This is a genomic window from Celeribacter ethanolicus (assembly GCF_001550095.1).
GTDB lineage: Bacteria > Pseudomonadota > Alphaproteobacteria > Rhodobacterales > Rhodobacteraceae > Celeribacter > Celeribacter ethanolicus.
On the sequence record NZ_LRUC01000039.1, the window covers coordinates 1 to 20137 of the forward strand.

Genomic DNA, 20137 nt, shown 5'->3' on the forward strand with positions numbered 1-20137 from the left:
GGGGTTTGGTCTGTGCTTTTTGCATCTGCGGAACGTCAAAGGTTTTGGCTGGAACCACAAACGCGTGTACCGCATCTACCGCGAGTTGGAGCTGAACATGCGGATCAAGCCTCGGAAGCGGCTGCAGCGCGAGAAACCGGAACCGCTGGTCGTGCCTGAGGCCCCGAATGAGGTGTGGTCGATGGACTTTATGGCCGATCAGCTGGCTGACGGTCGGGCATTCCGCACATTGAACGTGCTTGATGACTTCAACCGCGAGGGCCTGGCCATCGAAGTGGACTTCTCACTGCCCGCCGAGCGCGTTGTTCGGGCGCTGGACCAGATCATCGCCTGGCGAGGCAAACCTCTGGCCATTCGCGTAGATAACGGCCCGGAATATGTCAGTGGCAGGCTCCAAACATGGGCCGAGAAGGCGGGGATCGGGCTGCTTTACATCCAGCCGGGCAAGCCCCAGCAGAACGCTTATATCGAGCGCTACAATCGGACAGTTCGCACCGAATGGCTCGGGCGATACCACTTCGAAAGCATTGAAGACGTGCAGGATCACGCAACGAAATGGCTCTGGACTTACAACAACGAAAGACCAAACATGGGCATCGGCGGCATGACCCCGATACAGAAACTGACAGCAGCTTAGATTCTACTGATACGCCCCTCTAAAAATGGGGGGATTACCGAAGAGCCAGACGTGACCGACTATTGGGACCGCCCCAAGCCTAAAGATTGGTAAGCAATCTGGCTCGAAACGCCTCTGCCCCAAAAGCAACTTCTGAATCGCGTCCTGCATGGTCTGAACCCCATGACAGGCTCCGTTGTGGACTATGACAAGTTCTTCAAAAAGTATGGCGTGCCCTACGACCCGATCAAACACGGCACGCCGCCGGATTTTGGCGGCGCGACGATCCATGTTCCGGGCAAGGGCGATCTTCCGATTACAATGAGAATTAAAATCAAGCACATAAGCGGGGAACATGCGACGAATTCAACACGCCTGAGGATTATGTGAAGGCTTACGACGGGGTTATAAGTCACCCAAAGTTCAAAGCCTTTGTATCTGGCGGCAACACTGGCGATGCAGTAACCCTACAGTTTTCGGCCCCTCAACCAAGATCGTGGCGGTGTTCCTCAAAGACGGTGAAGCGATAAAGCTCATCACCCTGTAACTGCCTGCCGGGCTTGCGCCGCCGCGCGGCGCGTAGCATGCGCTGGAACTCGGGACAGTCGAAGTGATCTTCGTGCGGACAATCGGCCGTATGGCGCAGCATTTCGGCCAGCGAAGTGAGGCGGGCCGCTAAGGTTGCGATTTCCCCGGCTCGCGCCTCAAGCCGGTCGCGGTCGATCGCCACCTGCCCCTCGGACGATATCCAATCACGAATGTCGTCGAGGCTGAACCCGGCCCAACGCGCAAGGCTGATCACGTCCAGCGTGTCGAGCACCCGTGCTTCGAACACCCGCCGGAGACCACGGCGACCCACCGAGGAGATCAATCCTTTTTCCTCATAATATCTGAGGGTCGATGCCGAAAATCCACTGCGTTTCGCCACTTCGGAAATATCGAGAAACATGGCTTGACCTCAAGTTGACTTGAAGTGGCAGGATAGCTCTTCCCTCAAATCAAGGAAAGAGACAGATGACGATTTTGACCTTCATGGCGGATGCCGTGCTCCTCGGGACCGGTGCGACGCTTTTCATGGATGTGCTGGCCCTCCTGCGCCAACGCCTCTGGCAGATCCCTTCGCTCGATTATGCGCTCGTCGGGCGCTGGGGGCTTGGCATGGCGCGGGGCCGGTTCCGCCATCGCACCATCCTCGACAGCCCGCCGGTTGCCGGAGAACGTCCCGTCGGCTGGGCCTTGCATTACCTGATCGGCATCGGCTTTGCCGCCCTGCTGCTGCTTTGGCTCGGGGCGCACCGGGGGCCGGCGGAGCTTGCCGCCGGAGAGATCTTCGGCCCCGCCATGTTCATCGGAGCTGCCTCCGTTCTCTTGCCCTACTGCGTGATGCAACCGGCCTTCGGCTTTGGCTTTGCCGCCGCCCGGTCACCTCGCCCCGGCGTGGCACGCTGGCGCAGCCTGGTCGCACATCTGTCTTTCGGTCTCGGTCTGTTTCTCGCCGCGCTGATCTGGAATATGGTCGCACGGCCCCTGTGACGTGAGGTTTCGCTTTGGCTGTCCGCTTCGACCGGCTAGGGATTTTGCCGGGAGGACCTCACATGACCAAAGACTTTCTGGACATCGCGCAAGCGGCGCTGACCGAACGGCTCAAGGGCGAGAATTTCGAAAAATCCGTGTCGCTCAGGATCAAGGAAATCGGCAATCTCATCATCAAGGGCGATACGGCGGAGATTTCAGACGACCGTGCCGATTGCGCCATCATCGCCGACCAGCCGACCTTCGAGAAAATCCTCGCGGGACAATTGAACCCGATGAAAGCCGCCATGTTCGGCAAGCTGAAGATTGCAGGCGATGCCAAGACCGCGCTGAAATTCGGCAACCTGTTCGGATAAGAATGGCACATCAATGGGCCATTTTTTCCTTATTTCAAGGCGCTACCCGTTCATCTTCAGGTAGTCGACGAGCTGCAACGTCGAGCCGTCCTTGCCCGCGCCATCGGCCTCGCCGGCCAGCACCGGTTGCAGCGCCAGAGCCAGCTCCTTGCCCAACTCCACGCCCCATTGGTCGTAGGAGTTGATGCCGAGGATCACACCCTCGACAAACACCCGGTGCTCGTAAAGCGCCACGATCTGGCCCAGCACGAAGGGCGTCAGTTTCTCATAGGCCAACGTTGTCGAAGGCCGGTTGCCCGGGAAAACCCGGTGCCGTGCCTGCCGCTTGAGTTCTGCCCCTTCGAACCCTTTTTTCCTCATAATCTCGGTGGCTTCCGCCAGAGACCTGCCACGCAAAAGCGCTTCGGACTGCGCCAGACAGTTCGAGACCAAAAGCTCATGCTGATGCGCCAGACCCGGCTCATGACCGAAGCGCCCGACCATGAATTCACAGGGGATCACCCGCGTGCCCTGATGGATCAACTGATAAAACGCGTGCTGACCGTTGGTGCCCGGCTCGCCCCAGACGACCGGCCCGCTGTCGAACGGCAGATCGCTGCCGTCCATCGCCACGCGCTTGCCGTTCGATTCCATTTCGAGCTGTTGCAGATAGGCCGGAAGCCGCAGCAGACGTTGCTCATAGGGCAGCACCGCGCGGGTGGCATAGCCGCAGACCTGATTGTGCCAGATGCCCACCAGCGCCAAAAGCACCGGCAGGTTGTCCTGCCAGTCGGCGGTGCGGAAATGCGTGTCCATGGCCTGCCCGCCGCGCAGGAATTCGGCAAAGCGCTGCGGCCCGATGGCCAGCATCAAGGACAGCCCGATCGGTCCCCAAACCGAATAGCGCCCGCCGACCCAATCCTCGAAACCGAACACCAGATCGGGGTCGATTCCGAAAGCGGCGGTCTTGTCCTTCGCGGTCGACAGCGCCGCGAAATGTTTCGAAATGCCCTCTTCGCCCACCGCTTTCACCAACCAGTCCCGCGCCGTCTGCGCATTGGTCATGGTCTCAATCGTGGTAAAGGTCTTGGAGGCGACGATGACCAGCGTGGTCTGGGGGTTCAGCCCGGAGAGCACATCATGCACATGCGCGCCGTCGACATTGGAGACGAAATGGCAATGCGGTCCGTCGGCATAGGGCTTGAGCGCCTCATCGGCCATCACCGGCCCAAGGTCGGAGCCACCGATGCCGATATTTACCACGTTTTCAAACGGCACGCCCGAATAGGACGTGATCGTGCCGCGCCGCACCCGGTCGGCGAAATCGTCCATCCGCGCCAGCGTATGGCGCACACCGGGGATCACATCCTTGCCGTCGACCATGACCGGCCCACCATCGAGGTTGCGCAGCGCCGTATGCAGTACCGCACGCCCCTCGGTGTCGTTGATCTTCTCGCCCGAGAACATCGCCTCGCGTTTTTCCGGCACCCCCGCCACATCCAGAAGGTCGAACAGAGCCGCCCGCGTCGCTTCGTCAATGTTGGTCTTCGAATAATCGAACAAAAGCCCGTCCGCCATCGCCGAGAACCGTGAGGCCCGGTCTGAATCCTCTGCGAAGAGATCGAGGATATGACGGTCTGCGCTTGCACTGCGCAGCGATTTGAGGGCGGCAAAATCAACAGTCATTGCAAGTCCTTTCGGCAGCTCGGGCCGACGCGCCTGTCAGCCCGGTTCTTTCATTCTGCTTATAGTCGAATTGTTTCAGGGACGCTAAACCTTCCTCGCAGAAGAGGAAATTTCAACACGAAACGGTTCGCGCAGAGCTCAGGGTGCCCAATGCACTGTCGCATCGGCCAGAAAAGCGCGCACCGGCGCCTCGATCTCCGACAGGGTTTCCGCACGCTCGAGGGCCGCGCGTTTCTCCGCTCCGGTGATCAGGATGTGAGTCGAGATCGCGGTTTTGAGCGCCTTGGCCGAAAGCGTGATCCTCGGCTCACCCGCGCCGGGCGCGCGCATCGCCAAAAGCGTCGGCGCGTCCTCCGAGAGCCCCAGCTCAAGCTGATCGGCTCCGGGAAACAGGCTGGCCGTGTGCATATCCGTCCCCATGCCGAGCAAAAGCACATTGAGCGGCAGGGCCGCCTCCACCGCAGGAATCAGCCCCGGCAGGCCTTCCTCCGGCGTCGGTACGTCGCGATGGAGCGGGATGAGCCGCGCACGCGCCGCCTCGCCCACCAGAAGCCGCCGCTTCAAAAGAGACGTGTTCGAGCGCTCGGAGCTTTCCGGCACCCAGCGTTCGTCGTTCAGAAGCACATCGACCCGGCCCCAGTCGAGCGATACGCCCGAGAGGATGTCGAACACCGGCCCTGGCGTCGTGCCGCCGGGCACACAGAAACTGACACGGTCCTCGACCTCAAGGGCCGCCCGCAGCTCCCCCGCGATCTTGTTGGCGAGATCGAGCAGCATCACCTCGCGGTCAGGAAATTCGACGAAATTCATCCCTTGATCTCCCGCCAGCGTCGCCCCTCGCGGTGCAGCATGATCGCCGCCTCTTCGGGGCCCGAGGAATAGGCCTCATAGGGTTTCGGCACGTCGCCGCGCGCCTCCCAGCTCTCGATCAGAGGATCGGTCCAGGCCCAGGCCGCCTCCACCTCGTCGCCGCGCATGAACAGCGTCTGGTTGCCACGGATCACATCCATGATCAGGCGCTCATAGGCGTCGGTGATCTCCTCGGCATCCTCGCCGAGCGCCTCAGCAAAGGACATGTCCAGAGGGACGTCGATCAGGCGCATTCCCCCCGGCCCCGGCTCCTTGATCGTCACCTTGAGCGTCATGCCCTCGTTCGGTTGCAGGCGGATCGACAACAGGTTGGCATGCCGCCCCGCCTCCTCGCCAAAGATCGAATGCGGCGCATCCTTGAACACCACGGCGATCTCCGAATTGCGCGCCTTGAGTTTCTTGCCGGTGCGCAGGAAAAACGGCGTGCCCGCCCACCGCCAGTTCGAAATCATGCAGCGGAGCGCAATGAAACTTTCGGTGCGCGAGCGCGGATCGCCCGCATCTTCGCGGTACGATGGTTCGTCGTCGGTCGCGTCATACTGGCCGCGCACAATATGGTGATGGTCGATCGGCTCCAAAGCGCGGATCACCTTGAGCTTCTCGTCGCGCACCGAATCCGGTTCGAACCGCGAGGGCGGCTCCATCGCGATCAGGCACAAAAGCTGCATCAGGTGGTTCTGCACCATGTCGCGCATGGCGCCCGAGCGGTCGTAATAGTCTCCCCGCCCGCCGACGCCGACGGTCTCCGCTACGGTGATCTGGATGTGATCCACGTATTGCGAATTCCACAGCGGCTCGAACAGGATATTGCCAAAGCGCACCGCCATGAGGTTCTGCACCGTTTCCTTGCCCAGATAATGGTCGATGCGGTAAATCTGCGTCTCGTCGAAATGTTTCGCGAGATCGCGGTTCAGCGCCTTGGCGGTTTTGAGATCGCGGCCAAAAGGTTTCTCGACCACGATGCGCGCCTTGTCATCGGCGATACCATGGCTCATCAGCCGTTCGGCAATGTCGCCAAACAGTGACGGCGCCACCGAGAAATAATAGGCCTTGATCACATCGTCGCGCATCATCCCCTTGAGCGCGTCCCAACCGTCCTCGCCACGGGCATCGACTTGCACGTAATCGAGCCGCTTGAGAAAATCGCCGATCAGCGCCTCGTCGCAACTGTGTTTCGAAGAGAATTCGAGGATCGCCGCACGCACGATGCGGCGGAACTCTTCCGTGTCGTGGTCGGAGCGCGCCGCCCCGATGATGCGTGCCGTGGGTGGCATTTGACCGGCGCAGAACCGGCGGTAAAGCCCCGGCAGGATTTTCCGGCGCGCCAGATCCCCCGTGCCCCCGAAGATCACCAGATCGAAATCGTCGACCGGAATGACGCGTGACGCCATGGCTGTGTTCCTTTTCGCGTTTGAGCCGCGTGAGAGCGGACTGCCCCTCTCTCACAGCGCTTTGAGTGTTAGCGCTAACGAACCTCTGTCGTAACGCCTTGCCCGGAAGAAGTCTAGCACCGCCACGCAACCTCTCAAGTGTCCTTAGGGACAAATCCTCCACCGGCGGGTGCTGTGCAAAAAAGTGAGACCTTTTCACCACGCCGCTGGAGGATTACCCTGCCTCTGATCCGATGCCGCCATATCCTGCTTCCTCCGCCTGCCAGAGAGCCATTTCAATGAAAGATCAGAACCAAGATATTGCCAGCATTGGAAAATTTTCCGATCCGGCGATGACGGCCAAGGGCGAGACGCGCGCCCGTGTGGCGCTTGAGCGGCTCGAGACCCTGTGGTTCAACACCGGCACGCTGTGCAACATCACCTGCGTGAACTGCTATATCGACAGCTCGCCGACCAACGATGCCCTGACCTATCTGACGGCGGCGGAGGTTGAGAGCTATCTCGACGAGCTCGACACCCTCGGGATGCGCCCGCGCGAGATCGGCTTTACCGGCGGCGAGCCATTCATGAACCCCGAGATGCCTGCGATGATGCGGGTGGCGCTGGCGCGGGGCTATGAGGTTTTGGTGCTCACCAATGCCATGCGCCCGATGCAGCGGCCCGCCGTTTTGAGCGCGATCGAAGAGCTGAACGCGGCGTTTCCCGGTCGGCTCACGCTCCGTATCTCCCTCGATCATTTCACCGCCGCACATCATGACGCCATGCGCGGTAAGGGCAGTTTCGCAACGACGCTTGCGGGTATGGATTGGCTGCGCGATCACGGCATCGCCATGACCGTCGCAGCCCGCTCGCTCTGGCATGAAACAGAGGCCGAGACCCGCGCCGGATTTGCCGCGCTTTATGCCGATCGCGGCTATGACATCGACCCGGATCATCCGGCGAAAACCGTGATTTTCCCGGAGATGGACATAACGGTCGAGGTCCCGGAAATTACCACCGCCTGCTGGGGCATTCTTGGCAAATCGCCTTCGGAGATCATGTGCGCGTCGCAACGCATGGTGGTGAAACGCAAGGGGGCAGCGCCGTCGGTGGTCGCCTGCACGCTTTTGCCCTATGAGGCAGAGTTCGACCTAGGTCCGACGCTTGCGGGCGCCATGGGCGAGGTTGCACTCAATCATCCGCATTGTGCGAAATTCTGTGTGCTGGGCGGCGCGTCCTGTTCCGCCTGATCGCGCTTCATCGCACGGGATTTGAGTATTTAGGTCCTCGGAAAATCCCGTCACATGTCCAGTTCGGCATCCCAATAGAGAAAGTCGATCCAGCTTTCGTGCAGGTGATGCGGCGGGAATTTGCGCCCCATGTTCTTGAGCTCTTCGGCGCCGGGCGCGCGCGGCGGCTTGCGCAGGTTCATCCCGGCCTGACGCAGCGATTTCGAGCCTTTCCTGAGGTTGCAGGGCACGCAGGCCGCCACGATGTTTTCCCAGCTCGTAATGCCGCCCCGGGCGCGCGGAATGACGTGATCGAAGGTCAGATCGCCTTTCGAACCGCAATACTGGCAGCGGAATTCATCCCTCAAAAACAAATTAAAGCGCGTGAAGGCCACGCGCTTTTGAGGTTTGACATAATCTTTGAGGACGACGACCGAGGGGATGCGGATCTTGCAACTCGGGGAATGAACGAAGTCGTCATATTCCGCCACGATGTCGACCCTGTCGAGGAAGACCGCCTTGATCGCTTCCTGCCAGGGCCAGAGCGACAGCGGGTAATAAGAGAGCGGCCGGTAATCCGCGTTCAGCACCAGCGCGGGATGCGCCTTGGCCGCGTTGGGTTCCCTGACAAAATGTGTCCTGAAGTCTCCATCCATGGGTGCACTGGTCCTCGTCCTGCTCAACTCTCGGCTGGCGGGACGGGACGACCCGTCCCACATCTTGTGATTCACTATATATCGCGGCTTTGACCTGACAAGCCTCAGAATATGCGAAACCTTCGTCTCGGTCTTTACAGGGCTTTCGTGACGCCCATGTGACGCGAATTCAGGCAGAACCTCGCCGAAATCTCCAGTTTCCGCAGGAAATGCGCATCGTGGCTGATCACGATCAGCGCGCCACGCCACTGAGAAAGCCCCTCTTCCAGCGCCTCCAACGCATCGAGATCGAGGTGGTTCGTCGGCTCATCGAGCAAAAGAAGCGGTGCCGGATCGCCACCCGCGCCCAAAAGTGCAATCGCGGCCCTGAGCCGCTCGCCGCCCGACAGCACCGCCACCGGTTTCAGCGCGGTATCACCGCGAAACCCGGCCTGTGCCAGTGCGGTGCGGATATCGGCGGGCTCGAGATGCGGATGTTCGCGGCGCGCCGCCTCGATCAGGTTCCCCGGTCCCGCAAGACCGCCACTCTGGTCGAGCCGGGCGCATTTGACCGGACGGATCACCTCGCCCGACAGCGGCGCGATCTCGCCTGCGATGCCGCGCAGGAGCGTCGATTTCCCCGCGCCGTTGGGGCCGCTGATCGCCAGCCTTTCCGGCCCCGTCAGGCTCAGGGTGATCGGCCCGATCCGCCGATCGCCAATGGCAAACACCGCCTCGCGCAGCACGAGCACCTGTTTCGTCGCGGGCAGGCTGATCTCGGGAAAGACCATCGCCACCGGTGTTACGACCTCGATCCGATTGACTGCGCTTGCCTGTGCCGCCCCCAGTGCCTCCTGCCGTCGAGCCGTGGCCCGGAGCCGTCCACCGGCCGCGCCTTCAGCGCCTTCCTTGGCCTTGTCCAGCAGCATCTTCGATTGCGAGCCGTCGCGCAGCGCCTTGCCCTGACGCGCGCGCCTTGCCTGTCGGGCTGCGGCCTCCTCGACCTGTGCCCGATGTTGACGCAGGGCGCGAGCGGCCTTGTCGGCCTCTGCCACGAGCCGGGCACGCTCCGCCTCCCTGGCGGTCTGAAACGCCGACCAGCCGCCGCCGAACTGGGCCACCGAGCCGTCCGGTTCCAGCGACACGATGCGGTCGACCTCTTCGAGAAGCGTGCGGTCATGGCTTGCGACCAGCGCGATGCCACGATGAGATTTCAACGCCGCCGCCAGAACCTCCCGCGCCTCCGTGTCGAGCGCATTGGTCGGTTCGTCCAGCAGGATGATCTCCGGCGCGTCGAAAAACAACGCGGCCAGAGAGGCGCGCAATTGCTGCCCTCCCGACAGCGCGCCAAGACGCCGTTCAGGCGCCATTCCGGGCAGCCCGAAACGCGTGAGCTGCGCCACCATGCGGTCCTCAAGCGTCCAGTCGACCGCCTCAAACGCCCCCCGTGTAGGCTCTCCGGCCAGAGCGTGCCTGAGGTCGGCCCAGGCTTCGGCACAGCCGAACAGCTCGCACAGCCGGGCCTGCGGATCGGGCGATTGATCGAGCAGGCGCACGGGGCCGGAGAGTGAGACCTCCCCCATCACGGGCAGGTCAGTTGCCCCGGTTAGCCCAGAGCTTGCAATAAATTTGAGAAGCGAGGATTTCCCCGATCCATTTCGGCCCACAAGCCCGGTCACACCGGGCCCGAGGGTCAGATCGAAAGCTACACGCGATTCAGAACCTGATGACGCAAGCTCAGAGCTTGCGTTTGCGGTCCTCAACACGGATGCGGACAGGGAGACGTTCCTCAGTCGGACGCTGGGAAAGGAAGGCATAGGCCACCACGACACCGGTTGCGATCAAGGCGAGTGCGGTCGTCATGAGAATGTCCATAGGTCAGCCCTCCTAGCTATGTATAAAATAGGTAACACCCGAAGGTGCAGGGTCAAGGGGTCGCGCTCATCATGTGGTGAAAAAAGTGAACAGAAGGCTAACTTTCGTCCCTTTCGCACCCGCGATGCGCAAGACCGTTACGTCACGCCGCCTTATCCGGCCTCATAGCCCAGCTTTTCCCGCAAAAACGCCAGTGCGACGCCCAGACCGTCCGGCGAGATGCCATGTCCCATGCCGCGCATGATATGGGCGTAGGTCTCGAACCCCGCCTCTTGCAACACCTGACCGGCCTCCGGCATCGACTGTGGCGGCACCACCTCGTCCTGATCGCCATGCAACAGCAGGATCGGCAGTTTCACCTTCATCTCGTCTTCCAGCATCTCGGGCGCAATCAGCCGCCCGGAGAAGCCCACGACGCAGGCCATCGCCTCTTCGCGGCGCGGCGCCACATGCAGCGACATCATCGTGCCCTGCGAAAAGCCCACGAGCGCGATCTGCTCCGCCTCGAACCCGTAATCGACCATGAGATTGTCGAGATAGTCATTGAGCTCATCGACTGCGCGAAGCATGCCATTGCGCGCTTCTTCTTCCGAGGAGCCGTCGATCCAAGGGATCGGGAACCACTGAAACCCCATCGGGTTGCCGGTGCAAACCTCGGGCGCGTCCGGGGCAAAGAACATCGTGTCGGGCAGGTGTTCGCCCAAGGGATCGGCGAGGCTCAGGAGATCGTTGCCATCGGCACCGTAGCCATGGAGGAAGATCACCGCAGAGCTCGTGCGCCCCGACAAGCTGTCGCGTTTGTGGTTGGTCAGATCGCTCATGGGGTCCTCTCAAACTGGGTCATGGCCAAGCTCTAAGCACAAAGCAGGGGCTTCGCAACCGGGCCGACAGCGACCGCGCAATATGGCGCAGCCCCCCGGCTCACCAGAAACAGAGTTGCAACACGCCGGCGTTGTCGCCAAACCCGGTGTCGTTGATGCGGAAATTGAGTTGCGGTTCCTGCCCGATCATCCAAGGCTCTTCGCCTTCTTCGAGGATTGTCCGAGTGTCGCCATCCGCGAAGCGGAGCAAAAGCGCGCCGAAGGGTACGGATTGATCGAATTTATATTGATTAAAGGGCGCGAGCGCCTCGGCATCCGCCCCGGTGTGGCCGCCATTCAGGACGGGCGCATACTGCGCCTTGTCGACGGTCCACCCCTCCTGATCGGTATGGATGGTCATAGAGGAAAAGTTCCGTCCGAGAATCCCCTCGTGCGGCACCATGTAGCGTTGCCAGCCCATGGTCGAGGAAATCTCGATGCAGTCCCAGTCATCGCCATACTGATCCCACTCGCCTTGCGCATAGATATGCGCCAGAGGCACATCTTCGGCCAACACAGGTCCCGTCAAAACAGACCCAACCAAAAGCGCCAGAAGAGCCACAAGACCCGCACCGGTTTTCATCATCTCACACCCTCGCGTTGTTTGGCCACATGGTAATAGGCCCAGAGCACCCGCGCCGCGACTGCCCGCCATGGCGCCCACGCCTCGGCCATCTGGCGCAGCGCGCGTTCTTTCGGGCGGTCCGGCAGATCGAACAACAGACGCGCCGCTTCCTGCAAGGCCAAATCGCCCGGCGCAAATACATCGGCATGGCCCAGCGAGAACATCGCATAAATTTCCGCCGTCCAGACGCCGATCCCCGGCACTTCGGTCAGGGTTGCGACCACCTCGGACGTGGGCGAGTCCCGCAGCGCGCGGTAGTCGATCCGCGCCTCGGCCAAGGCCTTGGCATAGCGCACCTTCTGGTGCGACAACCCGCAGGCACGCAGATCATCTTCGCTGGCCCAGAGCACCTTGCGCGGACCGGTCAGTTTCGCGGCTTTCATGCGCCGCCAGATGCCATTGGCGGCGGCGACGGAGATTTGCTGGCTGACGATGGCGCCCAGAAGCTCTTCGAACCCGTCCTTGCGCCGCCGGAGCGGTAAAGGCCCGGTGAGGCTCAGCGCATGGGCAAAACGCGGCTCGCATGTGGCCAGATGCGCCGCCCCTTCGGCGACATCCGCGTCACAGGCGATGATCCGCATCAGAAGGTCTCACCATGGGTTTCCGCCCATTCCAGCGCATCGAGCACTTGCTCGCGCCGCTCAACGCCCTCGGGCACCGGCGGGCGGGCGATCATGGCAATGGGAATGCCGAGCTTGCGCGCCGCGTCCAGCTTGCCGCGCGCCGCACCGCCTGCGTTTTTAACCACAAGGAAATCCGGTTTGAGCCGCTCAAAAAGAGCAATCTCTTCGGCTTCCGAAAACGGCGGACGCCCGGTGATCCAGTCCCCCTCATAGGGAAACGGCTGCGTCGGCGCATCAATCACCCGGCAAATCAGATGCCGCCCCGGCAAAAGCGGCCCGATGCGATCAAGGCTCTGCCGCCCGGTCGCAAGGAACACGCGCGCGCCTTCGGGGATCATCGCGGGCAGCTCCGCGAGATCATAGAGGTGATGCCAGGCGTCGCCCGGCTGCGAGCGCCAGATTTTGCGCTCATAAAGCAGATACGGCAGGCCCAGCTCACGACAAACCCGCGCCGTGCGCGCGGTGATCGCCTCGGCAAAGGGGTTTGTGGCGTCGATCACGGCGGTGATGCCAGCCTCCTTGAGATAGGCGCGAAACCCCTCTTCGCCGCCAAAGCCCCCGACACGCGTCTCGATCGGATAGGTCAGCGGATCGTCGGTCACCCCCGCCAGAGAGGCCACGGCCTTGATCCCCGAAGAGGCCAGATGACCGGCCAGATTGCGCGCCTCGGTGCTGCCTGCGAGAAGAAGGATCATTTATGCCCGTCCTATAATGGTGCCCTTGCGGTCGATCACCACGATGTCGAAAGCGCAGCCGCGCCCGCCGAACCGTGTCTCGACCTGTTCCAGCGCTTTCTGCGCCACCCTCGCGGCAAAGTCAGCCCCCAGACGGCTGTAAATCTCCAGCGCCGTGTTGCAATGCACAAGATCCGGGTCGCCCATCTCGGCGGCCCAATAAGGTTTGTCGACCTGCGACCGCTTGGAATGCAGGTCCATCTCGCCCTGCGCCAGCTTGGCGATCTTGCCGATACCGCCGCCGATGGTGACGCGCGGCACCGGGTGTTTCATCAGGTATTTCAGCAGCCCGCCCGCGAAATCGCCCATGTCGAGCATCGCGCCCTCGGGCAGGTCGTACAGCCCCCGCACCACGCGCTCCGACGTCGCGCCGGTGCAACCCGCCACATGACTGAGCCCTTCGGCGCGTGCCACGTCGACGCCACGTTGAATCGAGGCGATCCATGCCGCGCAGGAGAACGGCCGCACCACGCCCGTCGTGCCCAGAACCGACAGCCCGCCCTTGATGCCAAGGCGCGGATTCCATGTCTTGAGCGCGATCTCTTCGCCACCGGGAATGGAGACCGTGATCTCTACATCCGCCGCCTGCCCCAGCCGTTTCGCCATCTCCGCCACCTGCCCGGCCATCATCTCGCGCGGCACCGGGTTGATCGCGGGCTCTCCCGGCGGGATCGGCAGGCCCGGTTTCGTCACCGTCCCCACGCCCGCACCCGCCCGGAACACGACGCCACCCCCGGACATCTGCACCCGCGCCCGGATTTCCGCGCCATGGGTCACGTCCGGATCGTCGCCCGCATCCTTGATCACGCCCGCCTCGGCCCAGCCCGGCCCCTCGGCCCGGTGCGACAGGGCAAATTCGGGCCGCTCGCCTTTCGGCAATGTGATCCGCACACGGTCGGGGAAGCCCTCGCCCCACAGCGCCATTAGCGCCGCGCGGGTTGCCGCCGTCGCGCAGGCCCCCGTGGTCCAGCCACGGCGCAAAGGAGGTGAAGTCTCGGTCATCATGGTCACGATAAGCCAGCCGCCCAGCCTCCGCCAGACGCATTCGTGCCACCAAACAGGCTTCCCCCGCCCCCCGGCCTTCGTCATAAAACAGATATGACAGAATCGACGCTCTCCCTCCCTTCGGGCGACTGGCCCACACTGGAACCCGGCTGGGTCTGGCTTTGTGGCGCGGGTCCCGGCGATCCCGGCCTCTTGACGCTGCATGCGATCAATGCGCTGCGGCAGGCCGATGTGATCGTTTACGATGCGCTTGTGGGGCAGGAGATTTTGAGCTGGGCGCCCGAGGGCACCGAACTGGTCTATGCCGGCAAACGCGGCGGCAAGCCCTCGGCGAAACAGGCCGATATTTCGCTGCAACTCGTCGATCTCGCCCGCGCGGGCAAACGCGTGTTGCGGCTCAAGGGCGGCGATCCCTTCGTCTTTGGCCGCGGCGGCGAAGAGGCCCAGACGCTCATCCAACATGGCGTGCCGGTGCGCATCGTGCCGGGAATATCGGCGGGGATCGGCGGGCTCGCTTATGCGGGCATCCCGGTCACCCACCGCGACGTCAACCAATCGGTGAGCTTCGTCACCGGCCACGATCAGACCGGCGGCCCGACCGGCAGCCTTGATTGGGAGGCCCTGTCGCGCGCCTCCGGCGTTCTGGTGATCTACATGGGGATGAAACACGCCCCGACCATTCGCGACGGCCTTTTGAAGGCCGGACGACCCGCAGACGAACCCGTCGCCGTCGTGTCGCAGGCCACATTGCCCGAACAACGGGTGCTGGAAACCACGCTGGACGCGATGGTCGAGGACATCGCCAATGCAGGGCTTGAGCCGCCCGCGATCATCTGTGTCGGGCGCGCGGTGCTGATGCGCCAGGTGCTTGACTGGCAGGCCCTGATGCGGGGGGAAGCCCCGCGCAACCTCGATCCGCTGGGCCGCGGCAAACCGGCAGAACAAGGCGGATGACCACGGGCCTCTTGATCGCCGCGCCCGCCTCCGGCTCCGGCAAAACCACTGTCACGCTTGGCATCCTGCGCGCGCTGACCCGGCACGGCGTGCCGGTGCGCGGCGCGAAATCCGGCCCGGATTACATCGACCCACGGTTTCACGAGGCCGCCACCGGGCGGAGCTGTGTCAATCTCGACGCCTGGGCAATGACGCCTGACCGGCTCACGAGCCTTGCCTCAGGCAACGGTCTCCTGATCGTCGAAGGCGCCATGGGCCTGTTCGACGGCGCGCCGCCCGAGGGCAAGGGCGCCTCGGCCGATCTCGCGCGCCTCTTCGACATGCCCGTGATTTTGGTGGTCGATGCCGCACGCATGGCCGGGTCCGTTGCGCCGCTGGTGGCAGGCTTTGCCCATCACGATCCGCGTGTGAAAATCGCAGGCGTGATCCTCAACAAAACCGGCTCGCCGCGCCATGCGGAGATGCTCGCCCGCGCCCTTGCGCCGCTGAACATCCCGCTGATCGGCTCCCTGCCCCGCAACACTGCGCTTAGCCATCCCGACCGTCATCTCGGCCTTGTGCAGGCGGGCGAACGCCCCGATCTCGACGCCTTTCTCGACGCCGCCGCCGAGGCGGTCGAAGCGGCGCTCGATCTCGATCTGTTGCAGAGCCTCGCCACCCCGCTGCCTGTCGCAGCTCACACCCCGCGCGTGCCGCCGCCCGCCCAGAGCCTTGCCGTGGCTCATGACGCGGCCTTCGCCTTTACCTACCCGCATCTTCTGGCGGACTGGCGGGCGCAGGGGGCGGAGATCCGGTTTTTTTCGCCTCTGGCCAATGACGCGCCGCCGCCCGCCGATCTGGTCTACCTGCCCGGTGGTTACCCCGAGCTGCATGCCGGGCGTCTCGCGGCCAATCACGCCTTCCTTCAGGGCCTGCGCGAGGCCGCCGCGCGGCGACGGGTTTACGGCGAATGCGGCGGCTACATGGTTTTGGGCGACGGTTTGGTCGACAAGGACGGGGTACGGCACAAAATGGCCGGGCTGTTGCGGCTCGAAACCTCATTCGCTCAACGCAAGCTGCATCTGGGGTATCGCCATGCGCAGGCCGTGAACGGGCCGTTCCCCGGCCAATGGGCGGCGCATGAGTTTCACTATGCCACGACGCTCAAGGCCGAAGGCGCGCCGCTTTTCTCCGCCTCGGATGCCGAAGGTGCCGATCTCGGGCCGCAAGGATTGATCGCGGGGTCGGTTGCGGGGTCGTTCCTGCATCTGATCGACCGGCGTTGATCTCAGATGCACAGCGCCCCTTGAAGAACGCGGGTTCTCAGGGCGCGCATCTGCCGCTAAACGGAAAACACATTCAAGAACTCGCACAGTTTACGGACCACGCATGACCGATACGGCCCTCAGCCCCGACACCCAGCGCGCCCGGCGCAACGTGATGATCCTCGTCCTCGCTCAGGCCTTCTTGGGCGCGCAGATGTCGATGATCTTCACCATCGGCGGCCTCGCCGGTCAGTCTCTGGCGACCAACCTCTGTTTCTCCACCCTGCCGATTTCCGCCACCGTTTTGGGGTCGATGATGGCCGCCACGCCGCTCTCGGCCGCGATGCAGCGCTGGGGCCGTCGTGTCGGGTTCTGGATCGGCACCGGGTCGGGCACCATTGGCGCGGGAATCGGCGCCTATGCGCTTCTGCACCAAAGTTTCTGGCTCTTCGTTCTCGGCGGGTTCTTCACCGGCGTCTATCAATCGGCGCAGGGATTCTTCCGCTTTGCCGCCACCGACACTGCCGACGAGTCCTTCCGCCCGAAAGCGATCTCCTATGTCATGGCGGGCGGGCTCGCCTCCGCCATCATCGGGCCTCAGCTTGTGAAAGTGACGTCGCAAGCCATGGTCGTGCCCTTCCTCGGCACTTATCTCGCGGTGATCGCGATCAACATCGTCGGCTCGCTGCTGTTTCTCTTCCTCGACATCCCGAAACCTCCGGTGTCGACCCATCACCACCTGATCGGGCGCTCGCGGATGGAGCTTTTGAAGACCCCGCGCATTGCGGTTGCGATCATCATCGCCACCACCTCCTATGCGCTGATGAACCTCGTGATGACCTCGACGCCGCTCGCCGTCGTGGGCTGCGGGTTCGAACAGAACACCGCCGCCAATATCGTTTCCGCCCACGTCATCGCGATGTTCCTGCCGTCCTTCTTCACCGGCTATCTGATCGCCAAATTCGGCGTCGAGCGGATCATGTCGCTGGGCCTCATCATCTTGGGTGCCGCCGGTGTCGTGGCGATGATGGGCGTGGAGCTGGAGAATTTCTTCGGCGCGCTGATCCTTCTGGGCGTCGGCTGGAACTTCGGCTTCATCGGCGCAACGGCCATGCTCTCCTCGGCCCATGAGCCGTCGGAGCGTGGCCGCGTTCAGGGCATGAACGACCTGATCGTCTTCGGCGGCGTGACGCTGGCCTCGTTGGCCTCCGGCGGTCTGTTGAACTGTTCCGGCGGTTCGGCACAGGACGGCTGGATCGCGGTCAACCTGACGATGATCCCGCTCCTGACGCTCGCCGGTGCGGCGCTGATCTGGCTCTGGATGCAGCCGAAAAACAAAGGGTAACGCGGTGGGCGGGGGCCTTTACACCCCCGCCTCTGCCCTGATCCGGTCGCGATGACGCGAAAGCCACAGCGCCGACATGTAAAGCGGCCCCACGTCCAACTGACCCGCGTCGCACATCTCCATCAGCCGCGCAAACGGGATCACATAGGACGCAATGTCCTCATGCTCGTGATCCAGCCCGCCGCCCCGTTTGGCGAGGCTCTCGGGCAGGTCCGCAATCCCCACATAAGAGGTCACATATTCGGTGATCGCGCCCGAGGACGGGTAATATTCCGCCACCTTGTGAAGCGCCCCGATCGTGACACCCGCCTCTTCCTCCGCCTCGCGCCGCGCCGTCGCCTCCGGGCCTTCGCCGGTGTCGATCCGCCCGGCAATCGGCTCCAGCATCCAGGGCCGAGCATCCCCGCGCGCATAGGGGCCGAAGCGGAACTGCTCGATCACCAGCACATGGTCGCGCACCGGATCATAGGGCAGCACCGTCGCCGCATCCGCCATGAGAAATCCCGCTCGGGTCATCACCTCGGAACTGCCGCCGTCGAACAACCGATGCGTCAGCACGCTGTCGTCGAGCGCAAAGAAATGCGAATAGGGAATCTCCCGGGACATCAGCGTCACATCGGCCCGCGACAGATCGGTCCGGCCTTCCGCCCTCGGACGTTCGCCCGCCGCTGCGGTCAGCCTTGCCCAGGCCCGGATGAAGATCGCGGAGCGCAGCGCCCGCAACTCCTCCACCTCGCGTTCGCCCTCGTAAAGCACCACCTCCTCGGCGGCAGCCGCGATCAGAGCCGGTGACAGGAACGGCTCATCGCCGTCGAGAACCGCCCGCAGGAACGCCACCTGATCCGAGTTGAACCGGGCTTTCAGCGGCGCAAAAACATCGCTTACGACCATTTGCGCGCCGCCTTCTCAGTGATCCAACCGCCAAAGAACCCGCCCGCGACCAATACGATGACAATGTCCCATTTCAGCATCAACAAACCGTTGTCGCGCATCATGTCCACCATCGACATCAGCGCCTGCGTCGGGCCGCGATAATGCTTGTCGAGCGAGCGGTGGATCATCATTTCGAAGGAGAAATAGAAGATCGCCCAGAATGTCAGGATGACCGAGGCAGAAAACCCGTAGCTCAGTGCCGCCGCCATCGTGTCGCCCGCGCGCCGCCCGAGAAAGACCCAGCCGGTCAACAGTCCGATGACCCCGGTGATATAGGAAAACAACCCGACTTGTGTGCCTTCCGGCAGGTAGGGGATCACCAATTCGGCGGCGAACCATGCCAAAAGGGCAAACCAGAGGGCTGCGACGAGTTTGGCGGCTGTGGGCATCTGTGACCTGCTCTGAATTCTCGGGGTTCAGGCCCCCGGTCGTGTCATTGTAACCTGTGTTACGTCGCAGTTTCCCCCGTGAAACGCGGCGGCGCAAGAGGTCAGGTAAAAATTCCACATCCGGCGGAATCGCTCGTCGAAGCCAAGTGCGGCGACCCGCTCCCATTCGGCATTGAAGGTCTCGTGCCAGCGCCGGAGCGTCTGACTGTAGCTCTCGCCGAATTCCTTCGAGCCCCGGAAATGCAGTCCCGCGCTGTCGATCTGGTCCCGAAGCGCCGAGGGGCTGGGCAACATGCCGCCCGGAAAGATGTATTTCTGGATGAAATCGACGGATTTGCGGTAGCTTTCGAACCGCGCATCCGTGAGGGTGATGATCTGGAGCGTGGCATTGGCGCCCGGTTTCAGGCACTCGAAGAGCTTGCCGAAATAGGTCGGCCAGTATTTCTCCCCCACCGCTTCGAACATCTCGATGGAGGCAATGCCGTCATAGGCCCCCCGCTCGTCGCGGTAATCCTGCAATTTCAACTGCACTCGATCCGACAGACCCGCCTTTTTGATCCGCTCGGCGGCGAATTTGAACTGCTCTTCGGAGATCGTCAGCCCGGTGACGCGCAAGCCGCGCTCGCCTGCCGCATATTCCGCGAACCCGCCCCAACCGCAGCCGATCTCCAACACATGATCGCCGTCCTTGACGCCCATTTCGTCAATCAGGGACGCATATTTCGCGCGCTGTGCCTGCTCCAAACTCTCCTGTCCGGTCTCGAACAGGGCCGAGGAATAGGTCATCGTGTCATCGAGCCAGAGGCTGTAGAACTCATTGCCGAGATCGTAGTGATAGGAAATATTCTTCTTGGCCTGTTTGCGCGTATTGGCGTTCATCCAGTGCCGCAGTCGCTCGAAAGCGCGCAGGAGCCCCATGCCGGGAAACCCGTCGTACAGCACGTCATTGCCCGCGTGCAGCAGATCGAGAAAATCCTGCAAATCCGGGCTCGACCAGCCACCCTCAATGTAGGAGTCACAGAACCCCAGATCGCCCTCGCGGATCAGCCGGGCAAAGACATCGTTCGAATGGATGTTGAGCGCCGAAACCGGCCCCGGCGCAGGGCCAGCCGCGCGAAACACCCGCCCGTCGGGCAGGATGAAATCGAGCTGTCCGGCCGCCATGCTTTGCGCCATGGCAAAGACCTGCGGAAAATACCGGGGCAGATCGCCCTGCCCTTCGGTGCTGATCAAAACGGGTGCTGTCCCGGGCATATCTGCGCCTCCTGACTGCCAT

The 20137-nt window shown here is 62.8% G+C and carries 23 protein-coding genes; 8 read left to right on the forward strand and 15 right to left on the reverse strand.

The genetic code is table 11. From position 1 onward, the window contains the following. Both NH195_RS14030 and NH195_RS21255 read left to right on the forward strand, forming a co-directional pair. Window positions 1-637 (forward strand): IS3 family transposase (locus NH195_RS14030; RefSeq protein WP_066701789.1); only part of this gene is annotated, 637 nt, incomplete at its 5' end. A gap of 162 nt (window positions 638-799) precedes the next feature. Further along, window positions 800-1006, forward strand: coding sequence for a hypothetical protein (locus NH195_RS21255; protein WP_155846183.1), 207 nt, complete (start codon window positions 800-802; stop codon window positions 1004-1006). 94 nt (window positions 1007-1100) lie between these two features. Here the strand turns inward: NH195_RS21255 and NH195_RS14040 are convergent, their stop codons facing one another. Continuing rightward, window positions 1101-1565: a helix-turn-helix domain-containing protein gene (locus tag NH195_RS14040; RefSeq protein ID WP_066708132.1), complete on the reverse strand. Its 465-nt coding sequence runs from the start codon at window positions 1563-1565 to the stop codon at window positions 1101-1103. Between the two features lie 65 nt (window positions 1566-1630). Between NH195_RS14040 and NH195_RS14045 the strand changes: the two genes are divergently transcribed. Beyond that, window positions 1631-2149: a DUF2938 family protein gene (locus NH195_RS14045; RefSeq protein WP_066708134.1), complete on the forward strand. Its 519-nt coding sequence runs from the start codon at window positions 1631-1633 to the stop codon at window positions 2147-2149. Window positions 2150-2211: 62 nt separating this feature from the next. Beyond that, window positions 2212-2505, forward strand: coding sequence for an SCP2 sterol-binding domain-containing protein (locus NH195_RS14050; RefSeq protein ID WP_066708135.1), 294 nt, complete (start codon window positions 2212-2214; stop codon window positions 2503-2505). A 42-nt stretch (window positions 2506-2547) separates the two neighbouring features. On the opposite strand, the gene pgi is transcribed toward NH195_RS14050, so the two are convergent. The 3 genes from pgi to zwf all read right to left on the reverse strand — a co-directional run bounded on the left by pgi (window position 2548) and on the right by zwf (window position 6431). Further along, complete coding sequence (pgi, locus tag NH195_RS14055) at window positions 2548-4170, reverse strand: glucose-6-phosphate isomerase (RefSeq protein ID WP_066708137.1); 1623 nt, start codon at window positions 4168-4170, stop codon at window positions 2548-2550. Between the two features lie 138 nt (window positions 4171-4308). Beyond that, window positions 4309-4980, reverse strand: a complete 672-nt coding sequence (pgl, locus tag NH195_RS14060) for a 6-phosphogluconolactonase (protein WP_066708139.1) — start codon at window positions 4978-4980, stop codon at window positions 4309-4311. After that, window positions 4977-6431 carry a glucose-6-phosphate dehydrogenase gene (zwf, locus tag NH195_RS14065; protein ID WP_066708141.1) on the reverse strand — a complete coding sequence of 485 codons (1455 nt, stop codon included), beginning with the start codon at window positions 6429-6431 and terminating at the stop codon, window positions 4977-4979. The genes pgl and zwf overlap by 4 nt, the downstream gene beginning before the upstream one ends. Window positions 6432-6709: 278 nt before the next feature. Between zwf and NH195_RS14070 the strand changes: the two genes are divergently transcribed. Further along, window positions 6710-7660, forward strand: a complete 951-nt coding sequence (locus tag NH195_RS14070) for a radical SAM protein (protein ID WP_066708144.1) — start codon at window positions 6710-6712, stop codon at window positions 7658-7660. Window positions 7661-7710: 50 nt separating this feature from the next. On the opposite strand, the gene NH195_RS14075 is transcribed toward NH195_RS14070, so the two are convergent. The 8 genes from NH195_RS14075 to NH195_RS14105 all read right to left on the reverse strand — a co-directional run bounded on the left by NH195_RS14075 (window position 7711) and on the right by NH195_RS14105 (window position 13996). Next, window positions 7711-8295: an HNH endonuclease gene (locus NH195_RS14075; RefSeq protein ID WP_066708147.1), complete on the reverse strand. Its 585-nt coding sequence runs from the start codon at window positions 8293-8295 to the stop codon at window positions 7711-7713. Between the two features lie 134 nt (window positions 8296-8429). Beyond that, on the reverse strand, window positions 8430-10040 hold the full coding sequence (locus tag NH195_RS14080) for an ABC-F family ATP-binding cassette domain-containing protein (RefSeq protein WP_238379765.1): 1611 nt from the start codon (window positions 10038-10040) through the stop codon (window positions 8430-8432). Further along, window positions 10012-10137 (reverse strand): hypothetical protein, encoded by a 126-nt coding sequence (locus NH195_RS21800; RefSeq protein ID WP_274377284.1) that lies wholly within the window; start codon window positions 10135-10137, stop codon window positions 10012-10014. Before NH195_RS21800 ends, NH195_RS14080 begins: the two co-directional genes overlap by 29 nt. A 164-nt stretch (window positions 10138-10301) precedes the next feature. Next, a complete protein-coding gene (locus NH195_RS14085; protein ID WP_066708154.1) occupies window positions 10302-10970 on the reverse strand; it encodes an alpha/beta hydrolase in 669 nt (222 codons plus the stop codon). 100 nt (window positions 10971-11070) lie between these two features. Further along, entirely contained in the window at window positions 11071-11595 is a 525-nt protein-coding gene (locus NH195_RS14090) for a hypothetical protein (protein WP_066708156.1), read from the reverse strand. Further along, complete coding sequence (locus NH195_RS14095) at window positions 11592-12215, reverse strand: DNA-3-methyladenine glycosylase family protein (protein ID WP_066708158.1); 624 nt, start codon at window positions 12213-12215, stop codon at window positions 11592-11594. Before NH195_RS14095 ends, NH195_RS14090 begins: the two co-directional genes overlap by 4 nt. Next, window positions 12215-12952, reverse strand: a complete 738-nt coding sequence (locus NH195_RS14100) for a cobalt-precorrin-6A reductase (RefSeq protein WP_066708161.1) — start codon at window positions 12950-12952, stop codon at window positions 12215-12217. Before NH195_RS14100 ends, NH195_RS14095 begins: the two co-directional genes overlap by 1 nt. After that, window positions 12953-13996 (reverse strand): cobalt-precorrin-5B (C(1))-methyltransferase, encoded by a 1044-nt coding sequence (locus NH195_RS14105; RefSeq protein ID WP_066708316.1) that lies wholly within the window; start codon window positions 13994-13996, stop codon window positions 12953-12955. Between the two features lie 93 nt (window positions 13997-14089). Here NH195_RS14105 and cobA point away from each other — a divergent pair, with 93 nt between their 5' ends. The 3 genes from cobA (at window position 14090) to NH195_RS14120 (ending at window position 17539) form a co-directional block, all read left to right on the forward strand. Next, complete coding sequence (gene cobA / locus NH195_RS14110) at window positions 14090-14950, forward strand: uroporphyrinogen-III C-methyltransferase (RefSeq protein ID WP_066708163.1); 861 nt, start codon at window positions 14090-14092, stop codon at window positions 14948-14950. Next, window positions 14947-16215, forward strand: a complete 1269-nt coding sequence (locus NH195_RS14115; RefSeq protein ID WP_066708165.1) for a cobyrinic acid a,c-diamide synthase CobB — start codon at window positions 14947-14949, stop codon at window positions 16213-16215. Before cobA ends, NH195_RS14115 begins: the two co-directional genes overlap by 4 nt. 103 nt (window positions 16216-16318) lie before the next feature. Beyond that, on the forward strand, window positions 16319-17539 hold the full coding sequence (locus NH195_RS14120; protein ID WP_066708167.1) for an MFS transporter: 1221 nt from the start codon (window positions 16319-16321) through the stop codon (window positions 17537-17539). A gap of 18 nt (window positions 17540-17557) precedes the next feature. Here the strand turns inward: NH195_RS14120 and NH195_RS14125 are convergent, their stop codons facing one another. From NH195_RS14125 to NH195_RS14135, 3 genes are read right to left on the reverse strand one after another with little or no spacing between them, the layout of a single operon-like run. After that, a complete protein-coding gene (locus NH195_RS14125) occupies window positions 17558-18430 on the reverse strand; it encodes an NUDIX domain-containing protein (protein ID WP_066708169.1) in 873 nt (290 codons plus the stop codon). Continuing rightward, complete coding sequence (locus NH195_RS14130; protein ID WP_066708171.1) at window positions 18421-18861, reverse strand: TrgA family protein; 441 nt, start codon at window positions 18859-18861, stop codon at window positions 18421-18423. The genes NH195_RS14125 and NH195_RS14130 overlap by 10 nt, the downstream gene beginning before the upstream one ends. A gap of 27 nt (window positions 18862-18888) precedes the next feature. After that, window positions 18889-20115, reverse strand: a complete 1227-nt coding sequence (locus tag NH195_RS14135) for an SAM-dependent methyltransferase (protein WP_066708173.1) — start codon at window positions 20113-20115, stop codon at window positions 18889-18891. Window positions 20116-20137 lie beyond the last annotated feature (22 nt).